Origin of the sequence: Adhaeretor mobilis, assembly GCF_007741515.1 — a bacterium.
Classification (GTDB): Bacteria; Planctomycetota; Planctomycetia; order Pirellulales; family Lacipirellulaceae; genus Adhaeretor; species Adhaeretor mobilis.
The window spans coordinates 4,952,912-4,977,105 of sequence record NZ_CP036263.1 but is presented as its reverse complement, the minus strand read 5'-3'; the positions used below and the strand labels follow the sequence as shown (position 1 = coordinate 4,977,105).

26 protein-coding genes and 1 tRNA gene are annotated in these 24,194 nt (G+C 55.0%); 12 read left to right on the top strand and 15 right to left on the bottom strand.

Going from position 1 to position 24,194, the window contains the following annotated elements:
• Positions 1–43 precede the first annotated feature (43 nt).
• The 5 genes from HG15A2_RS19680 to HG15A2_RS19660 form a co-directional block, all read right to left on the bottom strand.
• A complete protein-coding gene (locus HG15A2_RS19680) occupies positions 44–508 on the bottom strand; it encodes a carboxypeptidase-like regulatory domain-containing protein (RefSeq protein ID WP_145062533.1) in 465 nt (154 codons plus the stop codon).
• Between the two features lie 70 nt (positions 509–578).
• The gene (locus tag HG15A2_RS24685) at positions 579–1,667 is read right to left on the bottom strand and encodes a DUF1559 family PulG-like putative transporter (RefSeq protein WP_246117797.1); all 1,089 of its coding nucleotides are present in this window, start codon (positions 1,665–1,667) and stop codon (positions 579–581) included.
• A 135-nt stretch (positions 1,668–1,802) separates the two neighbouring features.
• Positions 1,803–2,780 carry a PEP-CTERM sorting domain-containing protein gene (locus tag HG15A2_RS19670; protein ID WP_145062531.1) on the bottom strand — a complete coding sequence of 326 codons (978 nt, stop codon included), beginning with the start codon at positions 2,778–2,780 and terminating at the stop codon, positions 1,803–1,805.
• A gap of 115 nt (positions 2,781–2,895) precedes the next feature.
• Complete coding sequence (locus tag HG15A2_RS19665; protein ID WP_218932112.1) at positions 2,896–4,683, bottom strand: FecR domain-containing protein; 1,788 nt, start codon at positions 4,681–4,683, stop codon at positions 2,896–2,898.
• Positions 4,680–5,300, bottom strand: coding sequence for a sigma-70 family RNA polymerase sigma factor (locus tag HG15A2_RS19660; RefSeq protein WP_145062527.1), 621 nt, complete (start codon positions 5,298–5,300; stop codon positions 4,680–4,682). Before HG15A2_RS19660 ends, HG15A2_RS19665 begins: the two co-directional genes overlap by 4 nt.
• A 483-nt stretch (positions 5,301–5,783) precedes the next feature.
• Here HG15A2_RS19660 and HG15A2_RS19655 point away from each other — a divergent pair, with 483 nt between their 5' ends.
• The 9 genes from HG15A2_RS19655 to HG15A2_RS19615 all read left to right on the top strand — a co-directional run bounded on the left by HG15A2_RS19655 (position 5,784) and on the right by HG15A2_RS19615 (position 13,217).
• Positions 5,784–6,377, top strand: a complete 594-nt coding sequence (locus HG15A2_RS19655; protein WP_145062525.1) for an RNA polymerase sigma factor — start codon at positions 5,784–5,786, stop codon at positions 6,375–6,377.
• On the top strand, positions 6,370–6,816 hold the full coding sequence (locus HG15A2_RS19650; RefSeq protein ID WP_145062523.1) for a hypothetical protein: 447 nt from the start codon (positions 6,370–6,372) through the stop codon (positions 6,814–6,816). The genes HG15A2_RS19655 and HG15A2_RS19650 overlap by 8 nt, the downstream gene beginning before the upstream one ends.
• Before the next feature lie 376 nt (positions 6,817–7,192).
• Positions 7,193–8,227, top strand: coding sequence for a type II secretion system F family protein (locus HG15A2_RS19645; RefSeq protein WP_145062521.1), 1,035 nt, complete (start codon positions 7,193–7,195; stop codon positions 8,225–8,227).
• A 20-nt stretch (positions 8,228–8,247) separates the two neighbouring features.
• Positions 8,248–9,513 carry a type II secretion system F family protein gene (locus HG15A2_RS19640; RefSeq protein WP_145062520.1) on the top strand — a complete coding sequence of 422 codons (1,266 nt, stop codon included), beginning with the start codon at positions 8,248–8,250 and terminating at the stop codon, positions 9,511–9,513.
• A 40-nt stretch (positions 9,514–9,553) separates the two neighbouring features.
• Positions 9,554–10,669, top strand: a complete 1,116-nt coding sequence (locus HG15A2_RS19635; RefSeq protein WP_145062518.1) for a type II secretion system F family protein — start codon at positions 9,554–9,556, stop codon at positions 10,667–10,669.
• A 4-nt stretch (positions 10,670–10,673) separates the two neighbouring features.
• Positions 10,674–11,159: a type IV pilus modification PilV family protein gene (locus tag HG15A2_RS19630; RefSeq protein WP_145062516.1), complete on the top strand. Its 486-nt coding sequence runs from the start codon at positions 10,674–10,676 to the stop codon at positions 11,157–11,159.
• Positions 11,156–11,725: a PulJ/GspJ family protein gene (locus HG15A2_RS19625; protein WP_145062514.1), complete on the top strand. Its 570-nt coding sequence runs from the start codon at positions 11,156–11,158 to the stop codon at positions 11,723–11,725. The genes HG15A2_RS19630 and HG15A2_RS19625 overlap by 4 nt, the downstream gene beginning before the upstream one ends.
• Positions 11,722–12,147 carry a hypothetical protein gene (locus HG15A2_RS19620; protein WP_145062512.1) on the top strand — a complete coding sequence of 142 codons (426 nt, stop codon included), beginning with the start codon at positions 11,722–11,724 and terminating at the stop codon, positions 12,145–12,147. Before HG15A2_RS19625 ends, HG15A2_RS19620 begins: the two co-directional genes overlap by 4 nt.
• 146 nt (positions 12,148–12,293) lie before the next feature.
• Complete coding sequence (locus tag HG15A2_RS19615; protein WP_145062510.1) at positions 12,294–13,217, top strand: DUF1559 domain-containing protein; 924 nt, start codon at positions 12,294–12,296, stop codon at positions 13,215–13,217.
• A gap of 71 nt (positions 13,218–13,288) precedes the next feature.
• On the opposite strand, the gene HG15A2_RS24875 is transcribed toward HG15A2_RS19615, so the two are convergent.
• The 8 genes from HG15A2_RS24875 to HG15A2_RS19580 form a co-directional block, all read right to left on the bottom strand.
• Complete coding sequence (locus HG15A2_RS24875) at positions 13,289–13,420, bottom strand: hypothetical protein (protein WP_261342137.1); 132 nt, start codon at positions 13,418–13,420, stop codon at positions 13,289–13,291.
• 323 nt (positions 13,421–13,743) lie between these two features.
• Positions 13,744–14,376 carry a YdeI/OmpD-associated family protein gene (locus tag HG15A2_RS19610; protein WP_145062508.1) on the bottom strand — a complete coding sequence of 211 codons (633 nt, stop codon included), beginning with the start codon at positions 14,374–14,376 and terminating at the stop codon, positions 13,744–13,746.
• Positions 14,369–14,746, bottom strand: coding sequence for a YciI family protein (locus tag HG15A2_RS19605; protein WP_145062506.1), 378 nt, complete (start codon positions 14,744–14,746; stop codon positions 14,369–14,371). The genes HG15A2_RS19610 and HG15A2_RS19605 overlap by 8 nt, the downstream gene beginning before the upstream one ends.
• Before the next feature lie 70 nt (positions 14,747–14,816).
• Positions 14,817–15,662 carry a YciI family protein gene (locus HG15A2_RS19600; RefSeq protein WP_145062504.1) on the bottom strand — a complete coding sequence of 282 codons (846 nt, stop codon included), beginning with the start codon at positions 15,660–15,662 and terminating at the stop codon, positions 14,817–14,819.
• A 28-nt stretch (positions 15,663–15,690) separates the two neighbouring features.
• Entirely contained in the window at positions 15,691–16,164 is a 474-nt protein-coding gene (locus HG15A2_RS19595; protein WP_145062502.1) for a DUF1579 domain-containing protein, read from the bottom strand.
• Between the two features lie 25 nt (positions 16,165–16,189).
• On the bottom strand, positions 16,190–16,588 hold the full coding sequence (locus HG15A2_RS19590) for a YciI family protein (protein WP_145062500.1): 399 nt from the start codon (positions 16,586–16,588) through the stop codon (positions 16,190–16,192).
• A gap of 111 nt (positions 16,589–16,699) precedes the next feature.
• Positions 16,700–17,962 carry an RNA polymerase sigma factor gene (locus HG15A2_RS19585; protein ID WP_246117796.1) on the bottom strand — a complete coding sequence of 421 codons (1,263 nt, stop codon included), beginning with the start codon at positions 17,960–17,962 and terminating at the stop codon, positions 16,700–16,702.
• A gap of 102 nt (positions 17,963–18,064) precedes the next feature.
• Positions 18,065–18,280, bottom strand: coding sequence for a hypothetical protein (locus HG15A2_RS19580; RefSeq protein WP_145062498.1), 216 nt, complete (start codon positions 18,278–18,280; stop codon positions 18,065–18,067).
• A gap of 338 nt (positions 18,281–18,618) precedes the next feature.
• On the opposite strand from HG15A2_RS19580, the gene HG15A2_RS19575 reads away from it, so the two are divergent.
• Together HG15A2_RS19575 and HG15A2_RS19570 are read left to right on the top strand one after the other, a co-directional pair.
• Complete coding sequence (locus HG15A2_RS19575) at positions 18,619–18,900, top strand: hypothetical protein (RefSeq protein ID WP_145062496.1); 282 nt, start codon at positions 18,619–18,621, stop codon at positions 18,898–18,900.
• A 215-nt stretch (positions 18,901–19,115) separates the two neighbouring features.
• Entirely contained in the window at positions 19,116–20,606 is a 1,491-nt protein-coding gene (locus HG15A2_RS19570) for an OprO/OprP family phosphate-selective porin (RefSeq protein WP_246117795.1), read from the top strand.
• A 1-nt stretch (position 20,607) separates the two neighbouring features.
• On the opposite strand, the gene HG15A2_RS19565 is transcribed toward HG15A2_RS19570, so the two are convergent.
• Both HG15A2_RS19565 and HG15A2_RS19560 read right to left on the bottom strand, forming a co-directional pair.
• Positions 20,608–21,579, bottom strand: a complete 972-nt coding sequence (locus HG15A2_RS19565) for a protein-tyrosine phosphatase family protein (RefSeq protein WP_218932111.1) — start codon at positions 21,577–21,579, stop codon at positions 20,608–20,610.
• 415 nt (positions 21,580–21,994) lie between these two features.
• Positions 21,995–22,069 (bottom strand) — tRNA-Pro (locus tag HG15A2_RS19560).
• Positions 22,070–22,336: 267 nt separating this feature from the next.
• On the opposite strand from HG15A2_RS19560, the gene HG15A2_RS19555 reads away from it, so the two are divergent.
• The gene (locus tag HG15A2_RS19555) at positions 22,337–24,181 is read left to right on the top strand and encodes a sigma 54-interacting transcriptional regulator (protein ID WP_145062493.1); all 1,845 of its coding nucleotides are present in this window, start codon (positions 22,337–22,339) and stop codon (positions 24,179–24,181) included.
• Positions 24,182–24,194 lie beyond the last annotated feature (13 nt).

Genomic DNA, 24,194 nt, shown 5'->3' with positions numbered 1-24,194 from the left:
GTGCTTGAGTGTCATGCATGGAAGAGGTTTCTTTGCTTGCTTTCTAACGCCGACGTTTCTTGGCTGGATCGACCCAGCCTTCGGGTGGTTTTTCGGAAAGTTCAATGTCGTAAGTATTGGGTCCTGGTTGGACTTGAAACGACAGTGGAGTGGTGCTCGCACGGTCGTACCAGACGGGTGTGATGCGTTTTCCTATTGGTGGCGGTCCGCCATCTTTGCTGACGGCATTCGCTGGAGCCTCGTTCGCACGGATGGTTACTTTGTATTCCCCCGGAGGTAGTCCGATTTCACTGCCGGTTCTTATTCGATAGCTCCCGTCGCTTTTGATTCGCCCCGTTGAGGGGGGACCTGATGTGATCGGTTGAAAGGTAATGGCACCACGGGAAAGCGCTTGATTGTCGAGCGATACTTTGCCGCTGATCGTTGAATCGTAGACACCACCACAGCCCACGGTGACTGCAACTAGCGCAACGGTCAGGACCTCTCGAAACCAACGCTTACTTGTCATTCGAAAACCCTGCTAAATGTCTGTGCTTACTAGGCTTACTCGTTGTTTGACCTGCTAGTTGTCTCGTCATCTAGTTGTTTAGGGAAACAACCTCTTCACCATTGCGCGTGGCTAGTCCACGATAAGTTTGCGTGTCGATACCCTCGGCCACGAAATGCATCGATCCATCGGCCAGTACAAATTGAGAACCGCCCGGGTGTAGGCTCTTGAAGCCACGGGTCTCGTGCCAATGCGACGACTTTATCTCCTCTTCAGAGAGGTCTAAGATAAAGAAGTTCAGCGGTATTCCACAGGTTGCCCAGTCTCCATCGGCGAAAAAAGCTGCCGAATGAAAGTCTTGAGAGACGACCCCTTCACCCACCATGAAAGTATTGCTTTGTCCGTCAGAGATCTGACGTAGTTCGACAGGATCGTAAGACGTATTCCTCCAGATCAGTCCATTGCAGTCGACCGTGTTGTGGCAATCGGGTGTGGAACCGGAGTCAATGAAGATTGTGTCCTGTCCATTGGCCGTTCCGGAGATAATCGAATCCCCGATAACACCTTTGTAGGAAGTCGTCCCCACCAGGATGCCAGCGCCGGTGGGCCAGCTTCCCCACCAGTACTGCTTGTCAGAAGCCACAGCCGAGCCGTCCGAGGGGCAGGTTAAGAAGGGTTGTTGTGTACTTACAATGTCGCGTATCGCAGCATCGCCCATTCCTCGACCAGCGGTCGCTAAAGCAGCGAACTGCTTGCCTGGCCTCAGCTTGCAAGCCTCGATGATTCGGTCATACGCAGCTTGCTGTTCCATCTGCGGCAGCACATCGACAATCCAACCCTTGCCGCTGTAACCGGGGCCCCCGTTGTCGGCAGCCATTTTACCACCTGGCGGACCAACCCAAACAGGCGAAGATCCACCTTCGTAGGACTGATCTTCAGGATAGCGCATGATGCTTACCGGCAAGTGCCCGTTGGAGCTCTCGAACGTCAAACAAGCCAGCCCCAGCTGTTTTAAGTTATTCCCACAGCTCATCCGCCGGGCCGCTTCGCGGGCGGCTTGCACCGCGGGCAAGAGCAAGCCTACCAGGACGCCAATGATTGCGATCACCACGAGCAGTTCCACGAGGGTGAAGCCGCGAAGTTGTCTTGCCCTGGGATTTGTTCTGTTCTGACGATTCATAATTCTTCCGTTGATTTGGAACCAAGGTCTTGGCTCGCTTGAAAAGTAAACCGACTCCCCGCCCGTCGCACAGTTGTGCGACGGGGCGGATTGCCAGGTTCGTCAATCTTTCTGTACAACTCTCCGCACCGCCAACTAGCTGCGACGACGTCCTAAGCCGAGTCCTACTAAGCCGAGGCCGAAGAGGAGCATCGAGGTCGGTTCGGGCACAACCGTAATGGTAAAGAACTGATCTCCACCGTACTGGTTGAAATCAATTCCAGCCAGATTCCCAGTGCCGTTCCCGCTTCCATCGCTGCCTAGGTTGCCCTGAGGGGCAGGTAGGCCACCGAGGATCTGATTGGAATGGTAGTTGTTGTCGCCATTGCCGTAGGCGGCGTGGATCTTGATTTCATCACCGACCCCTGGGCTACCCAGGTCCGCAAGATCAATCGAGAATTCCAATCCAGTCAGAACCGCAGCAGCTGCAACTGGGTCAGAAGCAGCCGTTCCGCCCGTAACACCGAGGATGTTGGTGTTGTTGAAACCAAAATCGACATCTTGGGTTAAGAACCCTCCGCCATCAGCATTGGTTGTTGCGGTACCGCCCGCGGAGATGGTTCCGCTCTGAACAGCGCCAGCAACAACTGATGCTGCGCCAAAGTTGCCGAATTCGTTGCCCGCAGTACTTGCAGCGCGATCGACGATATCCAACTCGAACGGGCCGCCATTCCAACGACCGAACAGGTGATAGTCCGCTTCAAAACCGGTATCGAAGGTCAAGCCGCCAAAGTTTTGCGACACGTCCCCGAAGTCGTAGGCGAGAGCGCCATTGAGCACATTCTCACCGCCCGCTACTGAATCGATAAACACGCTCACTTTGTTAAAGTTTTGCCCAATGTTGCCAGTGAGCATGACGTAGAGCCTGCCACCGCTGATCGTGGCATAACCCGCGTCGAGTTCGCCTTCATTGCTAAAGCCGGCAGGGTCGGTGTTGTCGCCAAACTGAGTCTGCACAGTCTGAACGGCTAGCGCCGCGCCGTAGCTGGCGTCACGCGTACCATCCACAAGCGGCTGCGCGAAAGCCGGCATCGCTAGCAGTGCTACGGCCAGTAAACTTCCAATAAACTTCATGATGCTACCTCCGGGGACTAACCCCTAAGAAAGAAAAAATGTGTGGTCTCAGTCACAGAGTTCAATGTGCTGTGCCCAAAACAACGTCCCTCCGAATTCAATACATGCCTTCTTCTCAATTCCATCCGTGGCTCGCCACTACGAGTGACAAGCCGTGTTTTGTTTCTTTTAGGCTTGGATAAGTGAACTGACGGTTCGCCACCCGACGAATCAGTCGCCCTCGATTACCGCCCCAACGCTTCGTGACTGCTGCGTAATTGGTACCCACTCGCAGTTCATCTACTTCGTGAATTTTCTCTCCGTGGAAGTTTGCCAAGCTCACGCGATCGAAAGCGAAGTTCCCGCGCAACTTCGCCACGGGCTGCAGTCGCGATTCTTCATGCAGCGGTCGTGGGTCGCGGAACACCTCCAAGGTGTCACGATTATCCGTGCCGTAGGATATTTTAACTACAAACAGGTGGGCTGTAGTGTCTTCAGTCCCTAGTGGAACCGCGTTTTCCGCTCGATAGATGTTGAAGTTCGATGTCGCACAGTAACCCGCACCCTCGTCACCGTGGCCCAGGCAGAGAACGCGATTGGCGTTTCCGTCACCCCGATGCAACTCCAGGCCATAGAATTCGTCTTCGGTTTTGGAAACTCTCTGTACGAAGCTCAGAAAAACCTGCTTGCCATCCCGCCCAATCAGCCGCACGCCATCCTGGTTTTCGACGAGTCCGGCGGCATCAAAGCCCCCCCCGACAGAGGTTGCCAAGCTTCGACGAATGCGATTCTCGTGACCGGTTAGTGCGGCGCGATTACCCAGGGGAACGATGCCTTCGACGGCGAGGCTTCCCTTGGCGACGCTATTGGTATCGCGGCCTTTGACCTTGTCGGCAGCAATGCTGAACCAAGGCCCCGCCCACCCGAAGCCGCCATTCTGAGCGGTCAGCGGACCGGCCGGATACGTAAACCCTTCGTAGGCGAGCAGTCCATCGTGCGGACCTGTTGAAGAGGCCAAGCTGCGAATGAACTTGCCGTCATCCGCAGGAAACTCCATAACCGTTGTTGAGACAGGATTGATGCGTACCGCTTCGGTGGCGTTGAGCTGCAATCGCTCGCGTGGCCGCCCCCTCGCGTCGAGTACGTCGGCCCTTACGATGCCGTTAAATACATGAACCTCAGAAGCGCCTGAGTCGAGGGCGTGCAGCCCAAATTCCGTGCCGGCGTCTAGCAAGTCAAGCGTTTGGGTCGATACACGGAACGAACTTGCACGACTGGGTACCACCGCTGCAAGGCGACCGGCATCGAGTTCAGCAGTGGCAGGTCCGCTGACCACGAACGAAGCGGGGCCTTCTAGCAAAATGGTAGCGCCATCGTTGAAGGTGATCTCCGCCAATCCCTCGGCCAATTCCAAACGACGGCCCGCTGCAAGCTGCTCGCCATAACCAACGGACTGCCTATTGTCTTTCCACAAGCAATTGTGCGTGCCAGTGATTTGTGCAACAGGTAAGCCTGGAGATGCGTCGTTAGCATCTGCCATAGCCGGTCCACTGCTTAGGTTGCTACCGTCGCGAACTAGCCAGGCCCCCACAGTTAGTGCCACTGCCGCCAACGATGCGGCCAAAGCCAGGTGCCAGCCCCGTAAATGCCAACCGCGAAATGGCGACTTCTTCACTCTAGCGCCTGCGGGCTGATCCAAATTAACGAGAGAAGTTGGAGTGCTAAGTAACGCCGGCTCGCTATAAAGCTCGGCGTGCATCGCCATGTAGTTGGCGTAGATGATTCGGGCTTGCGGCTCGGTTTCCAACCAATGCGCGATCTGGTTCGTGTTGGCATCAGTAAGCGTATCGTTGCAAAGCTCGCCCAGGAGTGTCAGCATGCGCGGCTTCGAGTAGTTGAATTTAGTGTAACTGGGGCGAGTCATAGCAGGCCTTCCTGCGCAATCTTCCTGTCGATACATTCGTGCAAGACACGACGGATGCGATTCAAGGCTTTGTAAACGGTATTCACGGGTCGGCCGATGCTCTCCGCGACGGTCTTGAAATTACCGCCGTCGTCGCTGTAGCAAAGTTGGACTAGTTGCTGGTCATTCTCAGGTAGTTGCTCTATGCAGTGGCGGAGCGCTTCGCGACGAAATTCAAAAAGATCTGCCCGGCGAGTTGTCTCTTGGGCCATCAAATCCAACGTCGCATCACTCAGTTGAAATCCTCGCCGGCGACCCTGACGGCGAAACTTGCGGACCTGGTTGTGAGCAATCACGCTTGCCCACTTCACAAAGTCCGTACCCAGCTCAAACCGCTCATAATTCCGCCAGATCACCACACTGATCTCCTGAAATACTTCTTCTGCATCTGCCGGGCTGGACAGCAGTGTTACCAAATAAGCAAACAACCAGCGATCGTGCTTCGCAAAGAGCCTCGCGAACGCGTCTCGGTGCTTGTCTTGCTCAGCGGTATTCTGTTTAGGCATGCTTTGCGCAGAATGGGCAGAGCCATTGCTTCCTCGTTCGCCACCTGGCTCGTTCTGGAACTCGGCACTCATCCGCTATCTCAAGTGAAGGCCCGGCCTGAAGTGAAGGCGGCCGGCAGGTCAGTATCTCTCGATAGGTCTCCGCTAAAAGCCACACCCTAGTAAGGCGCGCCGAGGGGGAAATTGGTATCCTGAATTTCCGAAAAAACGGATAAAGAAGGCGACATAGCCACCCGGGGGGACCCTAAGTAGTTACTGGCATGTGACTTGTGGCGAAATACGGCCAGTAATTGGATTGCACTGCGAGTTCGAACCTGCATACCCTGAATATCTAGCTACCACCGGAGGTCGTCATACCCTATCTCTATGGAAGTTGGCTTGACCTGCGACGGCCCACGCCTCACGGGCGGCGGCAGGCCCGAAGGACGCAGGAATGTCTGCTAACTGCTGCTATTGAAGTGAGGTGTGAGCACTGACTGCATGGCATGTACGTCCTTCAGGGAAAATATCGGGAATTGTAGACAAACTCCCCCGGAACGCGCATCGTTAAGGGGTATGGATCAGCTCCCCACTTTTCCTGAAAAGTTGACGGTCTGCGTCGAACGTCTCACCCAGAGTGGTGTGTCTGCGCTCAGCGGGCTGTTTGATCTCACTTCTCAGCGACTGGTGCGCTATGCCACAACGATCACGCGGAACCAGCACGACGCGGAAGATGCCGTGCAGGCGACTCTGGTTCTGGTTGCGCGAAATCTGAGGAAATTTTGCCGGACAGATCAGCCGTGGCCTTACTTGTTACGCATGGTTCGCAATGAGTCGTTGCTCATTGCCCGCCGGCAGAAGCGGTTGATCTTCGCGGGCAGTCTGATCGATCTATCGACGCATCGCTCGGTCGACGAGCTAGAAACGGAAGAGAACTATCGGGCCGTGTGGAGTGCGTTGCGTACTCTTCCCACCAAGCAGTCCGAAGTCGTTGTGCTGAAGATTTGGGAGGACATGACGTTTGCCCAGATCGCCGAAGTCCTCGAAGTCCCGCCCGACACCGCAGCCAGTCGCTATCGCTACGCGATGGCTAAGCTTCAGCAGAAGCTCGACCCTGTGGACCGACCCGAAAGGGCCAACGGCACAGAGAGGACGGTGCCGCGTGCCTAGCTTCAACCATAATCCGTTTAGTCCTGACTTGTTCAATGGGGATTTAAGCAAGAGCAATTCGAGCGAACCGCCATCTGATTTCGCACAGTTGGAGTCGATCGTGCGTGCCGCCGCCAGCTATGCCCAACCGACCGAGGACCTGCGACCGAGAGTTATCGAGGCAGCACGGGATGCTCGCCGGATGCAGCGTCTGAATCGTTCACTAGGCAGCTTGTCGTTTGCCGTTCTGTTGGCAATCATCATGGGACTGCCCGGTTACCTTGCCGCTGCGTTCCCCAAAGTTGCCTCGGCCGATAGCGAGGAACTCCACCGCCGAGCCACCCACAAGGTGGTTAAGGGCAGTGTCGATGCCCCCTGGGCGCTCTTCGAAGTGTTCTCCGATCTTCGTCGCGAACAAGCTTCACGACTTCCGCAGGCTGGATCGAAACCATTAAAGTGATTGCCGGCTTCGGAACCGTATTGGGATTCGTGTACACCAACGGCGTTGCGACTTTCAGCCCAGGGTTGGTCACGCAGTGGCCTACCCTGGTTTTCGAAGTGCAAAGTCACGTACCCCGCAGGGGTTCCGTCCTGGCTGCATCAGAGCGCGTGTGACGCGTAAATGATCAAAATTATCTCTCGTCCCAGGGTAGAGGCTGGCGCCGCAACCCTGGGCTGAAAGAAGAAACCGCTTCGCGGTAAAACTTAAAAAACCATTTCTTTAGACAGATCCCTCGATTCCGCGCATCAATGGGATAGTCGCGCCGTCCCTCGCCTCATCAGGGCTGGTCACATCTCGTTTCTGGTTTGTTACGAAATTCTCTTGCTTCTAAGGTATGTCCGAAATCACTCTCCAAGATGTGTTGGCACTTAACGACGAGCTGGCGGCGCTGGCTGAGGTGGGTATTCCTTCGCAGCTTGCCCCTCAGGACAACGAAGATGTCGTCGCAGAGGAGTTAAGCCGGATCGATCGCAGTCTCACGCTGCGATCGGATTTAGGGCAATCGTTAATCGCGGCAACGACAGAGAACGGGGAACTCCCGCCTGTTTACCGCAGTGCTTTGGAAGCGGGGCTACGGAGCAATCGGCTCTCTGCAACGCTTGACGCCTTAAGCCGTACAGCCACCGCAGAGGGAAAGCTTCGCGGCACGCTTACGCGCTCGTTGATCTCTCCACTAATCATTCTTGGGCTCGCTTACTTGGGCCTGATCGTGTTGTGCCTGGTGTATGCACCGACGGTCGAAAATATGTACGTGCAAGTTGGCCAGACGCCCGGTTGGTATACCCAAGTGCTCATGTTTCTACGCACGAGCCTACCAATTTGGGCGATCGGCGTTCCGCTGCTTATGTTCGTCGGCGTGTTGCTGTGGCGATGTGGGCGAGGGAATTGGCAGCGACTGGTGCCCGGCTCACGGCGCTACCAAGCTGACACCCTGCATGCGAACTTTGCGCATCAACTAGGGCTGCTCCTCGAGAACGGCTTGTCGATGTCCGAGAGCTTACCCGTGGCCGCGGCCGTGACGGAGGATCAGACGTTGATTGCCGCGGCACACGCGCTGTCGAGATCGCACGCGCAAGAGAACACCCTGCCTGCGGATTCCCAGCACCTGCGCCCGTTGCCGCCCCTGTTGAGGTGGGCGCTCACCGGTGATTTGGGCGAGCAATCGTTGCCAGAGATATTGCTCTTCGCAGAAATGACTTATCGCAGCCGCGCGCAACACCGCGCGGCAACGTGGCGGGTGGTGCTACCGACTGCCATAGGTGTCACAGTAGGGGGCCTCATAGTGCTCGCCTATGGCCTGTGTCTGTTCGGCCCGTTTTCCCAACTGCTTGAGGGCCTCGCCGCTCGCACGACTTTTCCTAATTTTTGAGCCGTCCTTTCCACAACGTCATGCCTGAATTCATTTACGAAGCACTGAATACAGAGGGCCCAAATGAAGGGGGCTCCGTGGAACGCGGCCAAATCACCGCCGATAGCGCTGCCGATGCGGCCGCGCAACTCGAAGCTCAGGGTAGGCAGGTAACATCGCTGGAAAAAATCGTGGTCGAGTCAACAGCCATCGAGCTGGCGGCAAGTGCCCCATCCCTGGAGGTGCCGCTCGTCAATAAACTATCGCAAGAGCAGCAGCCTCTCGTTCAGCGAGTTTCCCAAGTGCTTGAGCAGCGCGAGCAGCTCGTGCCGGCGCTCGCTGCCTTTGCAGAGGAATTACCGCCAGGGAGTTCGCGCCGCAAGCTGAGCCGTCTCGTTGCTCGACTAGAATCCGGCGCCACTGCCGAGGAGATCTGTGATCCGAAAGATCCCGACACTCCGTGGTTGTTGCTACTCGGACAGGGAGGCAATGCTCAGCAATCTTTAGGCAGTGTTTTAGATTTAAGCGCCATGTTTGGCGAAGCTCTGCGTGAGAATAAAAACAGCTCGCAGTGGATTCGAGCACTACTCTATCCGGCGCTTGTTTGCTTGGGCGCGCTGCTCGTGCTCATCTTCATGAGCGTCTCCATCGTCCCGGTCTTTGACAGTATGTACAACGACTTCGAAATACAACTTCCAACGATCACTCGACTGTTGGTGGCCATATCGCGTTTCACTCTCGATCATCCGGTCGCTTTCTCGCTGACGATTCTCGCACTCTCGCTTGGGATTCATAGCGTGTTTCGCGCGGTGCGCAAGGGCGGCCCCCCGGGACGTTTGGGCAACGCGCTCACGATGGGTAGTTCCTTGCAAGTTGCATCGATGGGACGCCTATCGCGGCTGGTGGCCGAATCTCTCAACGCAGGGCTCACACTGCCGGCGGCACTACGCTTGGCGAGCAACGGTGTCGAATTAATCACAACGCGGCGAACAGCTTGGAAACTCGCAGAAGAGGTCGAGCAAGCACAGCGGATGCGCCAGGAACTTAATTTCCAGGAGTCTGTCGCGGCACGACGTTTACCCACCTCGTTGGTCCATGCTCTGCAACCCAGCAAGCACAGCGGACCGAGCATCCGGCTGCTGCGGCAGTTGGCCAAACTTTATTCCACGCGCGTTCGCGACCGGCAGAGTTGGTCGAGTGGCTACTTGGCCCATTTTGCAGTGATTGCGGTAGGACTGGTCGTCGGTTTCGTTGTGATCGCATTGTTCATGCCGTTGGTGAGCTTGATTAACGGTTTGATTGATTAGTGAGAGAAGAGTTAGCTAGAGAACATGAAAGGCTTTCGTTTTGAGTGAGTTGTTTCCTACCTTTGCACGCTTCTTTGGGCGTTCTGATCTTCCCGCGTGGCCCTGGTCGCGTTGGACCAGCACGCCCTGGTGGCCGGCCGATACGCTTGCTTCCAAGCAGCAGGGGCTACTACGGATTCTGTCGGCGGGCCTCGCCGAGCGCCTGGAACTTGCGCCGCTGGTGGAAAGTTTTGCCAAGGAACATCGGGGCCGCTATCGGCGGCGACTCTATCGCCTTGCGCAACGCTTGAACACGGGAACTCCCTTACCCGATGCGCTGGAGCAAACCCCCGGCACACTTTCTGACGAACAGTCGCTCGCCGTGCGTTTTGGCATGCAATCGGGAACCATTGCAGAAGTCTTCGACGGATTGACCGACCAATCTGATCAAACGATTCGTCAGGTTGGCCATCGACTCAGGCAGATCGGCGCCTACATGACGCTGCTCGGAGTGTTTCTCCTACTGGTGCTGTCTTTTTTGGTGGTCAAGATATTCCCCCAATTCCATGCCATCTTACGAGACTTTTATTTGGAAGGCACAGAGTCGTTTCACCTTCTCAATCGCATTGCAAATTTAGCGATTCAACTCACCCCGCTACTGATCGTGGTCCTGCTGCTGGGAGTTTGGCTTACGCGAGCGAAATGGCCAAGACGTTTTTTTCGGCGTCATGTTGTAACGAGACTCTTCAAACCGATCAGGCAGCTTCGCTCTGGTAGCCTGCTGAACCTACTGGCGATTGCGCACCAAGCGGGACGGCCGTTGCCAGGCACGCTATCGACCTTAGCCCGCTATCACTACGACTCTTGGGTGCGGCAGCGATTGCTGTTCGTGCGCAACGAAGTGGAACAGGGAGCCAACCTGTGGCAAAGTCTCGCGACAGCGCGACTGCTCTCGCCCGCCGAATCTCGCGCCTTGCAGCATACCACAACAACCGATTCGACCGTTTGGACCCTCCGGCACTTGGCCGACTGGAAGGAAAGCCGTGTAGCGCAACGCCTGGATGCCTATCTCGACGCGCTACTGCCCTGCGTCGTTCTGCTCATGGCTGCGGCTGTGCTGTTTGTTGCCCTCGCCACGATGACTCCCCTGTACCAACTAATTGAAATGCTGGGTTAACCAGATGAACCGATTTAACACAAAGCGAAAAGGACGGACCTCTGCCCAAGGCAAGGCACCAGACCGCGCTGGTTTTACGCTTACCGAGTTGCTTGTCGCTGCCACGTTGCTGGTGGTGGCCCTGTCGGTGGTCGGTTCTCTCACGGTACGCACGGGTCGCCTGTGGCAAGACTCACGCCACTATCGCCTTGCCCTTGATGAGCTTTCCAATCAACTCGACCGTCTCACGACCCTGGACCAGGCGAACCTCGCCACGGCAATCCAAGAGATTAAGCCCTCAGAACAAATCGAGGCCGCGTTGCCCAATCCCAAACTTTCCGTTGAGCTGCTCTCCGATGAATACGGCACGCGGCTTCTCATGCAGTTAGCTTGGGATCGTCTCGGCAAGAGTTCCCCCGTGTCGCTAGTCGGTTGGGTCGATCCGCTCCCAAAGACCGCGAGCGAAGCTGAACCGAATACCGAGGTGAAAACAGACGAGGGCACGCCATGAAAGTAACTAGGCATCGCCGTCATCGCTCCCGGGGATTCACGCTCGTGGAATTGTTGATTTCGATCTCCGTGGGCAGCGTGCTGCTCGGTTTGGCTATCAATATGGTTAGCCGTACGATGCGCGTCGAGTCGGGCACTCGCACTCAATCTCAGGTCGAGCGCACAGCACTGCGACTTTCACGGCAATTCCGTAGCGATGTTCACCAAGCTACGAGCATCACGTTCATTGTCCAGCAGACTCAACTCGCATCAAAGCAAGCACCAACCTTGCAGCTCGAAGTGCCCGGGCAAGGTCCCATCACCTACCAAGTGCAGCCGGCCGGTTTGATTCGCTTGCAACAACGTATGGATGCTAAGACGCAGCAGAATCAGGCCTACCACGATCTGTACGCCTTCCCGCAAGACTACCAAGTGCAATTCACCGAGCTGGCCGAACCGGCACGCGCTGTGTTGACTCTCCTCAAGGAAACGCACTTGGTCGGCGTTCCGCCACAGGTGCGACTCCATGTTGAAGCGGTTCTCGGTCGGTTTCTGGGCAACGACACAACGACAGGAGGGTCGCCATGATCGCACGTTCGAGAACAAGCCGAGCGGGTTCCATACTCATCGGAGTGCTGGTGTGCTTGGCGATCGCTACTTCAATAGTCACGACATCCGTGCGTACCGCGCTGGACACGCGACGAGCATTGCGCACGCAGCACCAAGTACGACAGACCGAGCTGCTGTTAGCCGCCGGTATCCAACGTGCCTGGCAACAACTACAAAGCTCAGCCGACTATCGCGGCGAGACCTGGGAACTCCCCGCCGGCACGATCCCCAGCCTGGATGCCGCACAAGTTGAGATTGCCATCGGCGATGCCGCCAAATCGATAGGCGACGAAAGCACGGTGCGCGAAGTTCAAGTAACGGCGCGGCTTTCGGTCGCGACTCGTACTATTAAGCGTTCGTATAGGTTTTCAACTGAGCCCGAAGCAACTAACGAACCGTAAAGAAGCAAGAGTCCAACATCATGTCATTTCGACCGAGCGACAGCGACCGAGAAATCCGCTCAACCCAAGGTTCAATCGCGATTCTTCGCTCGCTCGACTCCCTTCGGAATGACATCTAAGCAAACCTAAACTCAAGGAGATTCCACATGCCTACCAACCCCTCCCGTCAAAATCCCGTTCGTCCAAGAACATCGCAGCACTGCACAAGGCGCCGCGGCTTTACCCTCGTCGAACTATTGGTCGTGATCGCGATCATCGGCGTACTGGTGGGGCTGCTCTTACCGGCGGTGCAAGCGGCGCGCGAGGCGGCGCGGCGTTGCTCCTGCTTGAACAACGTCTCGCAACTCGCCCTAGCGGTGCACAATTATGAATTCGCCACCGAGCACCTGCCCGCGGGCTCGATTAATCCTGAGGGGCCGATCCGCAGTGAACCTGAAGGCCAACACGTGAGTTGGCTTGTGCAAATTCTTCCCTACGTGGAGATGAGCAATGCCTACCGGCACTTCGATCAATCGGCAGGTGCATATGCCAAGGAGAACAGCGAAGTGCGTGCGTTGACGGTTGATTTGTTCATATGCCCCTCTTTCCCAGGGGCGGAAATCAACGAAGCGGGAACTGCGGCACGCACAACTTACGCCGGCAACTACCATAGTCGAGAAGAGCCCATCGCAGCCGACAATAACGGGCTACTGTTCCTGAATAGCAAGCTCCGCTACACGGACATTCTCGATGGTAGTTCGCAGACACTTCTTTTCGGCGAGTACCGCGCGGATGAAGACGAGCTCGGTTGGGTCAGCGGTACGCGGGCTACCTTAAGAAATGCTTCACGGTTCGACGAGAACGACTTCCTCCGGAAATCTCGCCGGTGGAAGCGTGATCAAAAGGGAGAGGATCCCCTCCCGCCGATGGGCCCGCTGGTGACCGGTGGCTTTGGTAGTGCACACCCGGGCGGCGCACAATTTGCTTTTGCCGATGGTTCGAGTCGCTTTGTCCAGGAAGACATCGAACCGCAAGTCCTGCAACAATTGGGCAATCGGGCGGATGGCAAGTTATTGAAAGCCAGCTATTGAGGCTTCGCTAGAATGGTTCGCCACCCTAACGGTTCAAAAGTGTTTCAGGGATCAGTTGGTCATATTCGATCCTACGGGCTGAGGTAGTCGACGATACCACGAAAAGTGGCGTCGGCTGGACCACCAGCGACGTTCTGCGTCGAGTCGTGGCGACAAGCCACGGTTAAGACTTTTTCGTCGTGGCGTCGTTGAACTGCAAACATCGCAATTCGAAGTATTCAGCCACAATGCGGTTGTAATGGCGTAATTCGTTTACATGAGTTAGGTTTACCGTGAAGATTTCGTCCAGCGGTCGAAACACCGATGCGATTGCACGAAGCAGATCGTCATAGAAATTTGTCCAACTTCGCACAATCTCACCCTTACTCCATCCAACTCGCATCGGTCTCGAAATTCGGAGCGGAACGGTCAACAGATTCAAGTCCTATTGGCCCGGCAAATGGGTGTCAGCAGGGCTCGCGACACGCAGGTGTTGAAACGGTTGGGCAAGGTGGAGTACTCGGCGTATGGTCTCGTACCTTCCGCATTATCGTTCGTTCCAGCCCTTGCCCTCGAAGATTTTCGGCATGCACTTCCTGATGCGTGCGATTCTTGTCTTTGATTGCTTCGCTGATGAGAAGTGAATGAGGTAGCCGCGCTGACGTCCGGGAGTCAGTGCTAAAAACGCTTTCGCAAACTTTGGAATTGACTCGAACATCTCAGTCAGTTCGGCGGGATGTTGTTTCTCTACCTCTTCAATGGCTTTTGGTTTCGAGCCGGTTTTCTCTACTTGGATGGCAAGTCGAATGTAGTCTAGAAGCACATCCTTCAGCGACTTGATCTGTTTCGTATCGGTGAACCGGATGTATCGAGCAAAACGAGAATTCTCCCCCGGCTTCTCCAGGATGTCCTCAGAGTCTGCCAATTCGGCGCCGCGGAAGAATGAAATGACCGCACTCTCTTTCAGCGCACTGAGCGTCAGGACGTTTCGGCCTTCGTACGTGTAACACGGGACACTCCATTTGATTTCTTCGGTAAGGTCAGACTGCAGCAAGATGCTTCGAAGCAACGTGAGCTCGTCGGTCCAAGAATTCACTTTGCAGTTCGGGGTCCCACCGAACTTACACCGTCCGCAACCGATGTCCAGATACTGATCAACGTCGTTGGGTTTTTCACGCATCGCTTTTCCGGGCTCTTTCTTCCCATATTTCCGGCAAGGGAAACAGAGGCCGAATCTCAACCGTTCCCTTCGTGGCAGGCGGCAGCCGACCAGCGATTGCAATGGCTTCATCCAGATTATCAACGTCGATGATGTAGTACCCTCCGAGTTGCTCTGTGGTCTCAGCGAACGGGCCATCGGTAATCTGGCGATTGCCGTTGCGGACACGAACAGCTGTCGCCGTTGTAACCGAATGGAGCGGCGCGGAGTCGAGCCATTTCCCATTGGCCTCCAACTCTTTCGCGATCTCCATCGAGTCGATCATGCATGCTTTGCGTGATTCTTCTGTCCAACAGCTTTCGTCACTGTAGATTAAGAGCATGTATTTCATGAGGATCTGTACTCTTCTTTACAATTAGCAGTCAAATTCCACTCCGCTGATACAAGGCTGTAACAAACCACTATGGTTGCTCGCCCGTGACCATTACCATCCAGCCGACTCCGAATTTGTCCGTAACCTGACCGTATCGTGGTGACCAGAAGGTGGCTTCCAATGGCATGTCAATTGTTCCGTCTTCTGCGAGTGCATTGAATGCCAAATCGCAGGCGGATTCGTTTTCGACCGTCAACGCCAGCCGAAAGCCTTCGAATTTTGTTGCGTCATTACATCCGTCAGACGCCATCAAGTTCATCTTCCCAACTTTGAATGATGCGTGCATGACCTTATCTCCAAAGCCGGATTGCAGCACGCCCTCGGGAAGCGGTTCAGGGCTTTCGCTGAATCGCATTTTCATGAGAATCTGTGCTCCGATTGCCTGCTCGTAGAATGCGAGAGCTTCGTCGCACCGACCGGCGAAGAAGAGATAGGGCTGCGTCGTCGATTGATGTAACGCTACTGCGCGTCGCAGATCCTCCTCTTGCGACGCTTGTTCGCCCGTGGGGTCGCTCTCCGCGAAATCTTCTATTTCGAAAAGTGGGCGGATATCAATATCTGAATCTTCCAGCATCGGATTCGGACAGCGTTTGACCCACTCAACTGCCTCGTCCATTGACTTCACTTCCCACAACCAGTAACCGGCCACGAGTTCCTTCGTTTCCGCAAAAGGACCGTCTGTTGCAGTCCGGTTGGTTCCGGAAAAATGAACGCGCACGCCATTGGAGCTTGGCTTGAGGCCCTCGCCGGATTTCATAATTCCAGCGGCTACGAGTTCCTCGTTGAACTTACCCATCCGTGACAGCAGTTCTTCACTCGGCATTTCACCGGCTTCGGAGCTCTTGGTCGCCTTGACCATGACCATGACTCTCATTTTTGTCTCTCTTTCATTTAGAATTGGTTCAACTGCGAGTATGTTTCCCATGCATGAATTGTACCCACGATCCATCTTCGTTCTGCATTTCGCTGCCGAACAGCCACGTGTCGGCGTCCAAGATGTCGATCGTGTCCCGATAGTTGCACGTTCCACCTCCGTCGAACTGTGGCCCGAACGAATTCAGCGGCAGCCGCTTACCGTATGCGTCGAGTTTACCTTTATATTTCCAGATGTTTGGCATCATCGACCCGACGAACGTGCCCACGTAATGCCCCTTCGTCGGATCAAACCCAAGTGTCATGATGGATGACCAAGCTTCGCCTTCAGGTGACTCACCCGTGCTTTCGCAAATCAACCACATTCCGCCAAGCGATCGACAATTCATCGTGCCTTCTGTTGTGGACTTGGTTCCGTCGGGCATTTCGCAGTCATGATGGACCTTCCAACGTCCAACCAGTTGATGCAGCCATTCGTGCTCTTTCTGCGGTTTCGCAAACATCGGTTATTCCTCCTGCTGGTGAATCTCAGCTCTTCCTTTCCATGAACGCAGCATCGCGCTGGGCAACCATCTTATCGATTGTTTCATCGGTGGGACGAATCTCGAACGGTCCGATGCGGACGCCCGGGTGCTTCGACATGAGTTCGACGGCGTGTTCCATGTTGTCCGCTTCGAGAATCAGGATGCCACCGATTTGTTCTTTGGTCTCCGCGTAGGGCCCGTCGGTAGCCTGAATGTTGCCATCGCGAAAGCGAAGCGTGACTGCCTTCGCCGCGTCCTCTAGCGCATTGCCACCAGCAAAATGCCCGCCCTGCCGCAGAACGTCATCGTACGCCATGCACTCTTCCATGACGCTTTGCATCTCCTGCTCGCTCATTGCTGCAAACTTTGAGTGGTCAGCGTACCCAAGACAGATGAATTTCATATTGAGCTCTCCACAGTGATTGGTTGCCAAGGCAGGGTCAGCGCCTCTCATTTCATCAGTAGTCGAACGGGGACGGCGAGAATCGACATGCTGTCCAAAAATTCCACGAAATTAATTCTTGTCACGTTCTTCCCTGTGATTCACAAGGGATTTCAGGCGTTTCGCAAGAAAACGTCGTTCCGAGTCCTGCTTGGCAAGCTCAAACGCTCGTTCGAATGCAACCTTCGCCCCCACCAAATCGCCGCTTCGCCGCAACAACTCGCCGCGAGCCGAATGAGTCAGGTAGTAGTCGGTTAATTCGCCTCGATCGAGTATCCCGTTGATCAACTGCAGTCCCGCTGTCGGTGTGTCACGCATCGCGACAGCAACCGCCCGGTTCAACTCGACCACTGGCGATGTGTCAATCTGGAACAGCACGTCGTACAGAGCGACGATCTGATGCCAGTCGGTCTCTGAGGCAACTGTTGCGTCCGCATGAACAGCCGATATTGCGGCCTGCAATGTGTAGGCACCGATGCGTCGCGAAGCCAGCGACTGCTGAACCAGCCGTTGTCCTTCTTCGATGAATTGGTAGTTCCAGGTTGAGCGATCCTGTTGTTCGAGCAGGACGATGTCTCCCGTTTTATCAACGCGTGCATCACGCCGAGACTCGTGCAGCAACATCAGCGCAAGCAAACCCATGACTTCGGGATCCGGAAGCAGTTTCACTAGAAGCCGACCAAGGCGAATGGCTTCGCTCGAAAGCTCGACGCGCAGCAGTTGACTGCCCATTGACGCGGAATAACCTTCGTTGTAAACGAGATAGATGACCGACAGCACAGCGTCGATTCGATCCGGAAGTTCGTCGCGAGAAGGGATGACATACGGGATTCCGGCACTGCGAATCTTAGCTTTTCCCCGCACAATCCGCTGAGCCATCGTGGCGGGAGCTGTCAGGAATGCGTCGGCGATCTCCTCCGTAGACAGCCCGCAAACCTCCCTCAGAGTGAGCGGCACCTGAATCCTCGGATCGATCGCAGGATGACAACAAGTGAAGATCAGTCGCAATTGATCGTCTTCGATCTCACGTCCCGCGACGACCATGTTGCGCGATGTAATCTCTTCGACTCGCGAAACAATACCCGGCAGCAATTCCCGAAACTGGGCTTCTCTGCGAATCAGGTCAATTGCCCGAAATCTGCCTGCAGAAATCAGCCATGCAACGGGATCGTCGGGAATGCCATTTGATTCCCAATCCGCAGAAGCCGCTGCAAACGCTTCCTGCATTGCGTCTTCCGCCAAATTGAAATCGCCCAGCGCACGAATTAGTGTCGCCAGCACACGGCGAGATTCCGATCGAAATAATTCGTTAATGATTGCGCTGAAGTCCTGCACGATACCTGCTTTCTCCCTTGCAGCTAATTCTTGCAGGACAAATCCAAACGTGAAAGCGGTAGGTTTTCGGCGACAATCGTTTTCGGCAATCGACGTCGCTCCCTAGAAGAACGCTGGCTTCATATTTAACGAACTTCGCACGGCAGCGATCTGCCCGGCATGAAGAAAGTCGTGTTTGGCCAGCGTGTGCAATGCCGATAAGGCATTCGGCGTGATCTGAGCAATCGAATCAGGCGAAGGTTGCCACAACGCATCTCCCTCCAACGTCCGCGTCCAGTCGATTGTGCGAGACCGCGAAACGGCAATGTGTTCCATCATTCCTTGGCGCGATGGTTACGAATCACATGTCTCCGCGGTTACGACTTGAACCAGACTGCTGTTTTGATTTTAAGTCGGGCCGACTGACGATTCACGTTTCCTAACGACTTGATGAGCACTCGCGTTTTAGGCCCAATCCTCGCGAAAACTGTCCGGTTTACGTTCGAGGACTTCTACGCCTGTAAGCCGCTGGACGGCTAACCCCGTCGAGCGTCGAGCCTCTGCCAATGCATACTTGATGGGTGGTATTTCCAACCACAGTCACGAAGGAGATATAGACATGATGTTTCTCGACGCCCCCCCTGGCCCCCAAGCATGGCCCCACCTTGCAGGTAATCATGATCTGCCGAGTTAGTAGCCCTGGTGAGGGCAAGCAAGATATTCGCTCGCTGGGCGATCAAGAGCAATTGTTACAACGTTGGTTGGAGGACCGCTATAAAGGACCTGCCGAGATTACAGTGTTCGCCGGCAGTGGCAGCGGCGAACGACCCCAGCACCGCTCTAACTACAACCATGTCCAGTGGTGTGACACGCGAAGCTACCCCGATCTACGATCTACCATGTTGTCTTTGGAAGAAAAACGTGAGAGTGTGGATTTTGTTGTGGCTCCAGCTTCGTGAAACGAGATTGTCGGCTAGAACCGTTTCCCTGGGGTAGGACAAGAGCAAGCAAGAGTTCCTTCCCCCGAACTGCCCGTATTTCTGTAAAAACCTAAACAACGACCAGTGCAAGTGCCGATGTATCTTGCCGTCGGTGTACCACGACGGTGGAACCAAAGTCTGTCTGCAAGACTCCGATGGCCCAGCGAAGGATTTGCAAGGCTCGGAGTGGCAAGATGCTACGTGTTTCTAATCGGATATTCTCAGTCCTTGCGAGTACTTGTTTGCTCCTGGGGGCTGTCTGCTCGCAAGACGTTTTCGCCAACCCCACGACAGCAGAACTCAAGTCGTTACTAGATAAACAAGCGGCTGAAATCAGCGAACTACGCGACCAAGTAGAACGCCAAGCGTCGGTCTACGAATCTGCTAGTAAAGACGAACCTTTCTGCGGCGTCGCGTCTACCATCCGCCGTTTGCCCGTGGTGGTAGAAGATTCATGCGAACCATTATGCGACGCGGGGTCATCCCCAGACTTCCGCACACTGCGATACTACACGGACCACGATAAGGGGTTTGTGCTGCGACCCTTCGACTCGGAAAAGCATCCGCTTGAGTTGAAGGTCAATGGATGGATTCAGTTTCGCCACCATGCCTTTAGCCGTGACGCAGACAGTTGGACAGACAATGCCGGCGTAACTCGCCCGATACGCAACCGAAACGCTTTCGACATTGAACGCGCACGTTTGATTTTTTCAGGGTATGCACAAGACCCAAGACTAACCTATTTCTTGCAGCTTGACGGCGACACTGACGGGGGCCACACAGTTGATTTTTTCGATTACTGGTGGGCATGGGAGTGTAGTGACCGATTTCTGATTCAAATGGGTAAGCGGAAAGTCGTCGCAAGCCGACAATGGCTACTGGGAGCACGTCGGACCCGATTTATCGACCGACCGATGGCCTGCGATTTCTTTCGCCCTGATCGGACGATCGGTCTGTTTGGCATTGGCAAAATTGGGAACACGGGACACTATGAGATTATGGCGGGTAACGGATACCGAACCGCCAACCTGCCTAATTCAACGACCGACAATCGCTTTGCGTTCGCTTCCACAAACTACTTTGATCCGTTCGGAGACTTTGGCGGCCAAATCGTAGACTTCGAATGTACTAGCGACCCCCTTGTCCGGTTCGGCCACTCGTTTGTGTACTCGTCGCAAGCCGCAGACGCCGTAGGCGTACCACTTGATGAAACCGACTTCATACGGCTTACGGACGGTACAAGATTGACCCAAACGGGCGCCCTAACCGCCGGAGTTGCCGTATCGGAATTCGACATCTACTTTTATGGCGTCGATGCGGCTATGAAATGGCGTGGTTGGAGTGTCAATACGGAACTTTTTTTGCGGTGGATCGAAGACATTCGCGGAGACGGGGCACTGTCTGTCAATGATCTATTCCAACGAGGATTCTACGTCGAAGGCGGGCGTTTCATAGTCCCACAGCGACTCGACTGGAACGTTCGTTACTCACAGGTGAGTGGGTTATTTGGCGAGCGCACCGAATACGCCGCAGGATTGAATTGGTATCCACTTGAATCGCCAGCTGTGAAAGTGTCTTTCGACGTAACGGCTTTGGATGGTAGCCCAGAACAGAACACAACCAGCGACATACTCGTAGGCGACAGTGGCGTCTTATTTCGCACTCAATTCCAAGCGGAGTTCTGAACTACTTCTCACTAAGTGGAACGTCGCGAAACTTTTGATGACACGTCTTGCAGTCGGCTGTAATGCTGGTGAATATTTGTTCCAAGGCGGGTGGTGGAGCAGGCCGAGATTCCGTTGGTTGCCATTGGCGTAGGGTGTCCTCCAACTTCTGTGCAGCTTCCTCAGAGCCCCGCATAAGTTGCTGAAACTCTTCCGACTTCTGCTGCACGTAGTCCGTTCTAAGTAGCTCAGTGAAGTGTTCTCGGAAGAGCAATGCTTCGTGGGCCGGGTCCAGGTCGGGATGATCACCGGGGGAACGCCACCCGGCAGCAGCAATCGCCTTGAGGTGGTCGTGCGTGTGCTCCAACGCCACCATCGCTTCGGCCATCGGTGGCACTTCCATCGACTCTCGAAACTCTACGTCGAGTTCATCCAACAAGGCGTCCTCAAAAGGTGTTGTCGTGCGGGCAGATTCATACAGCCCACGATAGTTCGGGCTAGTGCCTGCGATTTTAAGAACTGACAAACCATCTACTTGTGGTATCAACCCAGCCGCGACACAGGCCACGCTGGCCGCAGCCGGACTGCGGTGTTTTCCATGGTGGCAATGAATGTATACTGGTCCGTCCAAATCACGGACTGCCTTGGCCAATTCTTTGATGCGATTTTCTGGCACACCATCGTACCCGTGTGGTAGGTGAACGTATCGAAGTCCATATTTCTTAGCGATCGCCACATCGGGCCTTGCACCATCGACGCTGATAACTGTCTTGACGCCCAAGTCTTGGAGTTCCTGAAACGCTCTGTCACCCTCTGGCAAGCCGCCGGAAATCACCTTCGGATGAACTTGGACTGGATTAGGTAGGTGCTTTGTTGCAATCTTATGGGGGTGCCCTGCATCTGCAGTAGTTATATCACCCGCTGGGCGCGGTGGAGTATCTTCGGCTTGTTGTAAAACCGTTTCTGGAGAGCATCCAATTGATAGAGCAGCCATCAACAACAAAACAATACTCTTGTACATGCTGTAGCCATCGCAAGATTGAAGCCGGGAGCGAAGGCACGCATCTTACATTGTATTTGACTAATAGTCGATGGATTTCGCGTCGCGGATGAGGCCGGGAATCTGGCAAATATCGAGCTTCCTGCCTCGATCAATTCGACTTTGAGCGTAGCGAATCCAATAGCTCTGTCGACGGTGGAAGGCTTTCAACTTCGATACTTTGAAATTGACAGGCACAGACTTGGCAAATGCAGCTCCCAAAACTCTTCCACAGTTGTGGGATTTGCATTGTCCGTTTTTTCCAGTCCAAGGGTACGTTACTGGATAATCGGAACTCTGCATTCTTCTTTGCATTTGTGCAGAGAGATCTGACATGTGGTCAGCGAAAATTACCTGCTTGTTTGTACAGTCGGGCTGAGAGGATTTGAACCTCCGACCTCTGCGTCCCGAACGCAGCGCTCTAGCCAAGCTGAGCTACAGCCCGTCATGGGGCTCCCCGCGTGATTGGTTCGCTGAGCGATTCGCGTTTCTGGGAGTCCCGCACTTCTAAAAGTATAAAGGCGCAAGAAGGCAAGGGAAAGGTAGTGTGGAGTAGGTAGTGCGAGCCTCGTTGTCTTCGATCCCGATCCTGGGTTGGCTTCCGGTCGAGGCGTAGCTCGCCGGCTATTAGAGCAGGGGATCGTTTTCAATGGGCTTCGCATCCAGTACCATAGAGCCTCTCTGCTAACACAGCCCTCGGGATGCAGTTGCGTTGTACGCTTATCTAACACTACTTACTGGCAAGCGATCGGGTACGAACTTTTCGTTGGACCCGACGCGTGAGACGTTGATCGGTCGCGGTAGCGATTGCCATGTGACTCTGCTCGATCCGAAGTGTTCGCGGGTGCATGCCATCATCCACCTGTCCGACTCGGGTTGGGAAATTGTCGATCAGAAAAGCCGCAACGGCATTGCCGTTAACGGCCAGAAGGTGCACGAGGCGACCCTTGCCGACACTCACCACCTGCACGTGGGCTCGAACGAGTTTTCGTTTCACCTTTCGGATGACCCTCCGACCGCAGAGACGACCGACCCGCTACTCGTGCAAACGATCGTGCAAGACATGCCGATCGCCGTCCAGCAGAGCAACGAAGAAGTTCTTGCCGCATTGCCCACACCGGAACAAGCTCAGGAGTTAGTACTGCTCTACCAGTTGAGCATTCAACTGCTGGGGCGAGAAGATCCTGATAGTGCCGTGCGTATCGCACTTGGTCTTTTGGAGGAACGCACGAAAGCAGCCGTCGTCGCGTTCTTGTGGGTCGATGACGAGGGGAATTTGCGTCCGCAGTTGGTGTATCCTCAAGAAAAGGCGGATCGTCTAAAGCTGAGTGAGAGCCTGACCGAGTTGGTGTTGCAGCAGGGGCACGCGATTTGGGTTGCGAATCAACCTTCGGAAAAAAACGACTCGGAGGATTCACCCTACGCTGATGCCGTTTGTGCCCCCTTGGTGCGCAAAGGTGACGATGGCGAGCGTGCGACGCTCGGAGCGTTGCATGTCTATTTGGAAGACGGGCGTTTTCGTCAGTCGGACTTCGATTTTATCATCGCGGTTGCCAACCTGTTAACCATCGCACTGGTGCGCGCACATGCGAATCGTAGCTTGCAGACTGAGCACGAACGACTGGTCGCTGCCTCGCCAGGCTATGGGGATCTGATTGGCGATAGCAAGCCGATGCAAGCCCTGAAGCGGAAGATTGATCGCGTGGCAAAGGCGCCGGGTGGAGTGTTGATTCGTGGGGAAAGCGGGGCGGGCAAGGAATTAGTAGCACGGGCGATCCATCGGCTCAGTCCCCGAGCCGAGCAGCCATTGGTGTCCGTAAACTGTGCAGCCATTCCCGCAGATTTGATCGAAAGCCACCTATTCGGGCACAAGCAGGGAGCATTTACTGGCGCAGATCGTGACCACATCGGCTATTTTCAACAGGCGAATCTTGGCACGCTGTTCCTGGATGAAGTCGGCGAGTTACCATTGGAGGGGCAAGCGAAGCTACTGCGCATTCTCGAAGGACATCCGTTCCTGCCGGTAGGTGCAACACACGAGGTGACTGTCGATGTGCGTCTGGTCGCAGCGACCAACCGGGATTTGCAGTCATTTGTTCGGGAGAAGAAATTTCGCGAAGACCTCTACTACCGCCTCAGCATCTTTGAGCTCCAGGTGCCGCCGTTGCGAGAGCGCGGCGATGATGTGGCGCTGTTGATCGATTTCTTTCTCGATCACTATCGGGTGGAACGTGGCCGGCCAGGTCTGACGCTCAGCAAAGCGGCCCGAGCGAAGCTGGTCGACTATCACTGGCCAGGCAATGTGCGCCAGTTGCGCAATGTGATGGATAGTGCTGTGGTACTAGCCGAGGGAGAAGAGATTCTGCCTACAGATCTGGGCCTACGGGACAGCGGTGAACCGGTTCTTGAAACACTAGAAATTGAAGCATGGGAAAAGAGACTGATTGTCGAGGCGCTCAAACGCACAAATGACAACATCCCCGAAGCCGCCAAACTGTTGGGCATTGGGCGAGCGACGCTGTATCGCAAGGTGGAATCGTACAATATCGAACGTTGATGATCTTGAACGA

Coding starts and splice junctions, on each gene's coding strand:
- HG15A2_RS19680 (WP_145062533.1), bottom strand. CDS start 508: ATGACAAGTAAGCGTTGGTTTCGAGAGGTCCTGACCGTTGCGCTAGTT.
- HG15A2_RS24685 (WP_246117797.1), bottom strand. CDS start 1,667: ATGAATCGTCAGAACAGAACAAATCCCAGGGCAAGACAACTTCGCGGC.
- HG15A2_RS19670 (WP_145062531.1), bottom strand. CDS start 2,780: ATGAAGTTTATTGGAAGTTTACTGGCCGTAGCACTGCTAGCGATGCCG.
- HG15A2_RS19665 (WP_218932112.1), bottom strand. CDS start 4,683: ATGACTCGCCCCAGTTACACTAAATTCAACTACTCGAAGCCGCGCATG.
- HG15A2_RS19660 (WP_145062527.1), bottom strand. CDS start 5,300: ATGAGTGCCGAGTTCCAGAACGAGCCAGGTGGCGAACGAGGAAGCAAT.
- HG15A2_RS19655 (WP_145062525.1), top strand. CDS start 5,784: ATGGATCAGCTCCCCACTTTTCCTGAAAAGTTGACGGTCTGCGTCGAA.
- HG15A2_RS19645 (WP_145062521.1), top strand. CDS start 7,193: ATGTCCGAAATCACTCTCCAAGATGTGTTGGCACTTAACGACGAGCTG.
- HG15A2_RS19640 (WP_145062520.1), top strand. CDS start 8,248: ATGCCTGAATTCATTTACGAAGCACTGAATACAGAGGGCCCAAATGAA.
- HG15A2_RS19630 (WP_145062516.1), top strand. CDS start 10,674: ATGAACCGATTTAACACAAAGCGAAAAGGACGGACCTCTGCCCAAGGC.
- HG15A2_RS19625 (WP_145062514.1), top strand. CDS start 11,156: ATGAAAGTAACTAGGCATCGCCGTCATCGCTCCCGGGGATTCACGCTC.
- HG15A2_RS19620 (WP_145062512.1), top strand. CDS start 11,722: ATGATCGCACGTTCGAGAACAAGCCGAGCGGGTTCCATACTCATCGGA.
- HG15A2_RS19615 (WP_145062510.1), top strand. CDS start 12,294: ATGCCTACCAACCCCTCCCGTCAAAATCCCGTTCGTCCAAGAACATCG.
- HG15A2_RS24875 (WP_261342137.1), bottom strand. CDS start 13,420: ATGTTTGCAGTTCAACGACGCCACGACGAAAAAGTCTTAACCGTGGCT.
- HG15A2_RS19610 (WP_145062508.1), bottom strand. CDS start 14,376: ATGCGTGAAAAACCCAACGACGTTGATCAGTATCTGGACATCGGTTGC.
- HG15A2_RS19605 (WP_145062506.1), bottom strand. CDS start 14,746: ATGAAATACATGCTCTTAATCTACAGTGACGAAAGCTGTTGGACAGAA.
- HG15A2_RS19600 (WP_145062504.1), bottom strand. CDS start 15,662: ATGAGAGTCATGGTCATGGTCAAGGCGACCAAGAGCTCCGAAGCCGGT.
- HG15A2_RS19595 (WP_145062502.1), bottom strand. CDS start 16,164: ATGTTTGCGAAACCGCAGAAAGAGCACGAATGGCTGCATCAACTGGTT.
- HG15A2_RS19590 (WP_145062500.1), bottom strand. CDS start 16,588: ATGAAATTCATCTGTCTTGGGTACGCTGACCACTCAAAGTTTGCAGCA.
- HG15A2_RS19580 (WP_145062498.1), bottom strand. CDS start 18,280: ATGATGGAACACATTGCCGTTTCGCGGTCTCGCACAATCGACTGGACG.
- HG15A2_RS19575 (WP_145062496.1), top strand. CDS start 18,619: ATGATCTGCCGAGTTAGTAGCCCTGGTGAGGGCAAGCAAGATATTCGC.
- HG15A2_RS19570 (WP_246117795.1), top strand. CDS start 19,116: ATGCTACGTGTTTCTAATCGGATATTCTCAGTCCTTGCGAGTACTTGT.
- HG15A2_RS19565 (WP_218932111.1), bottom strand. CDS start 21,579: ATGGCTGCTCTATCAATTGGATGCTCTCCAGAAACGGTTTTACAACAA.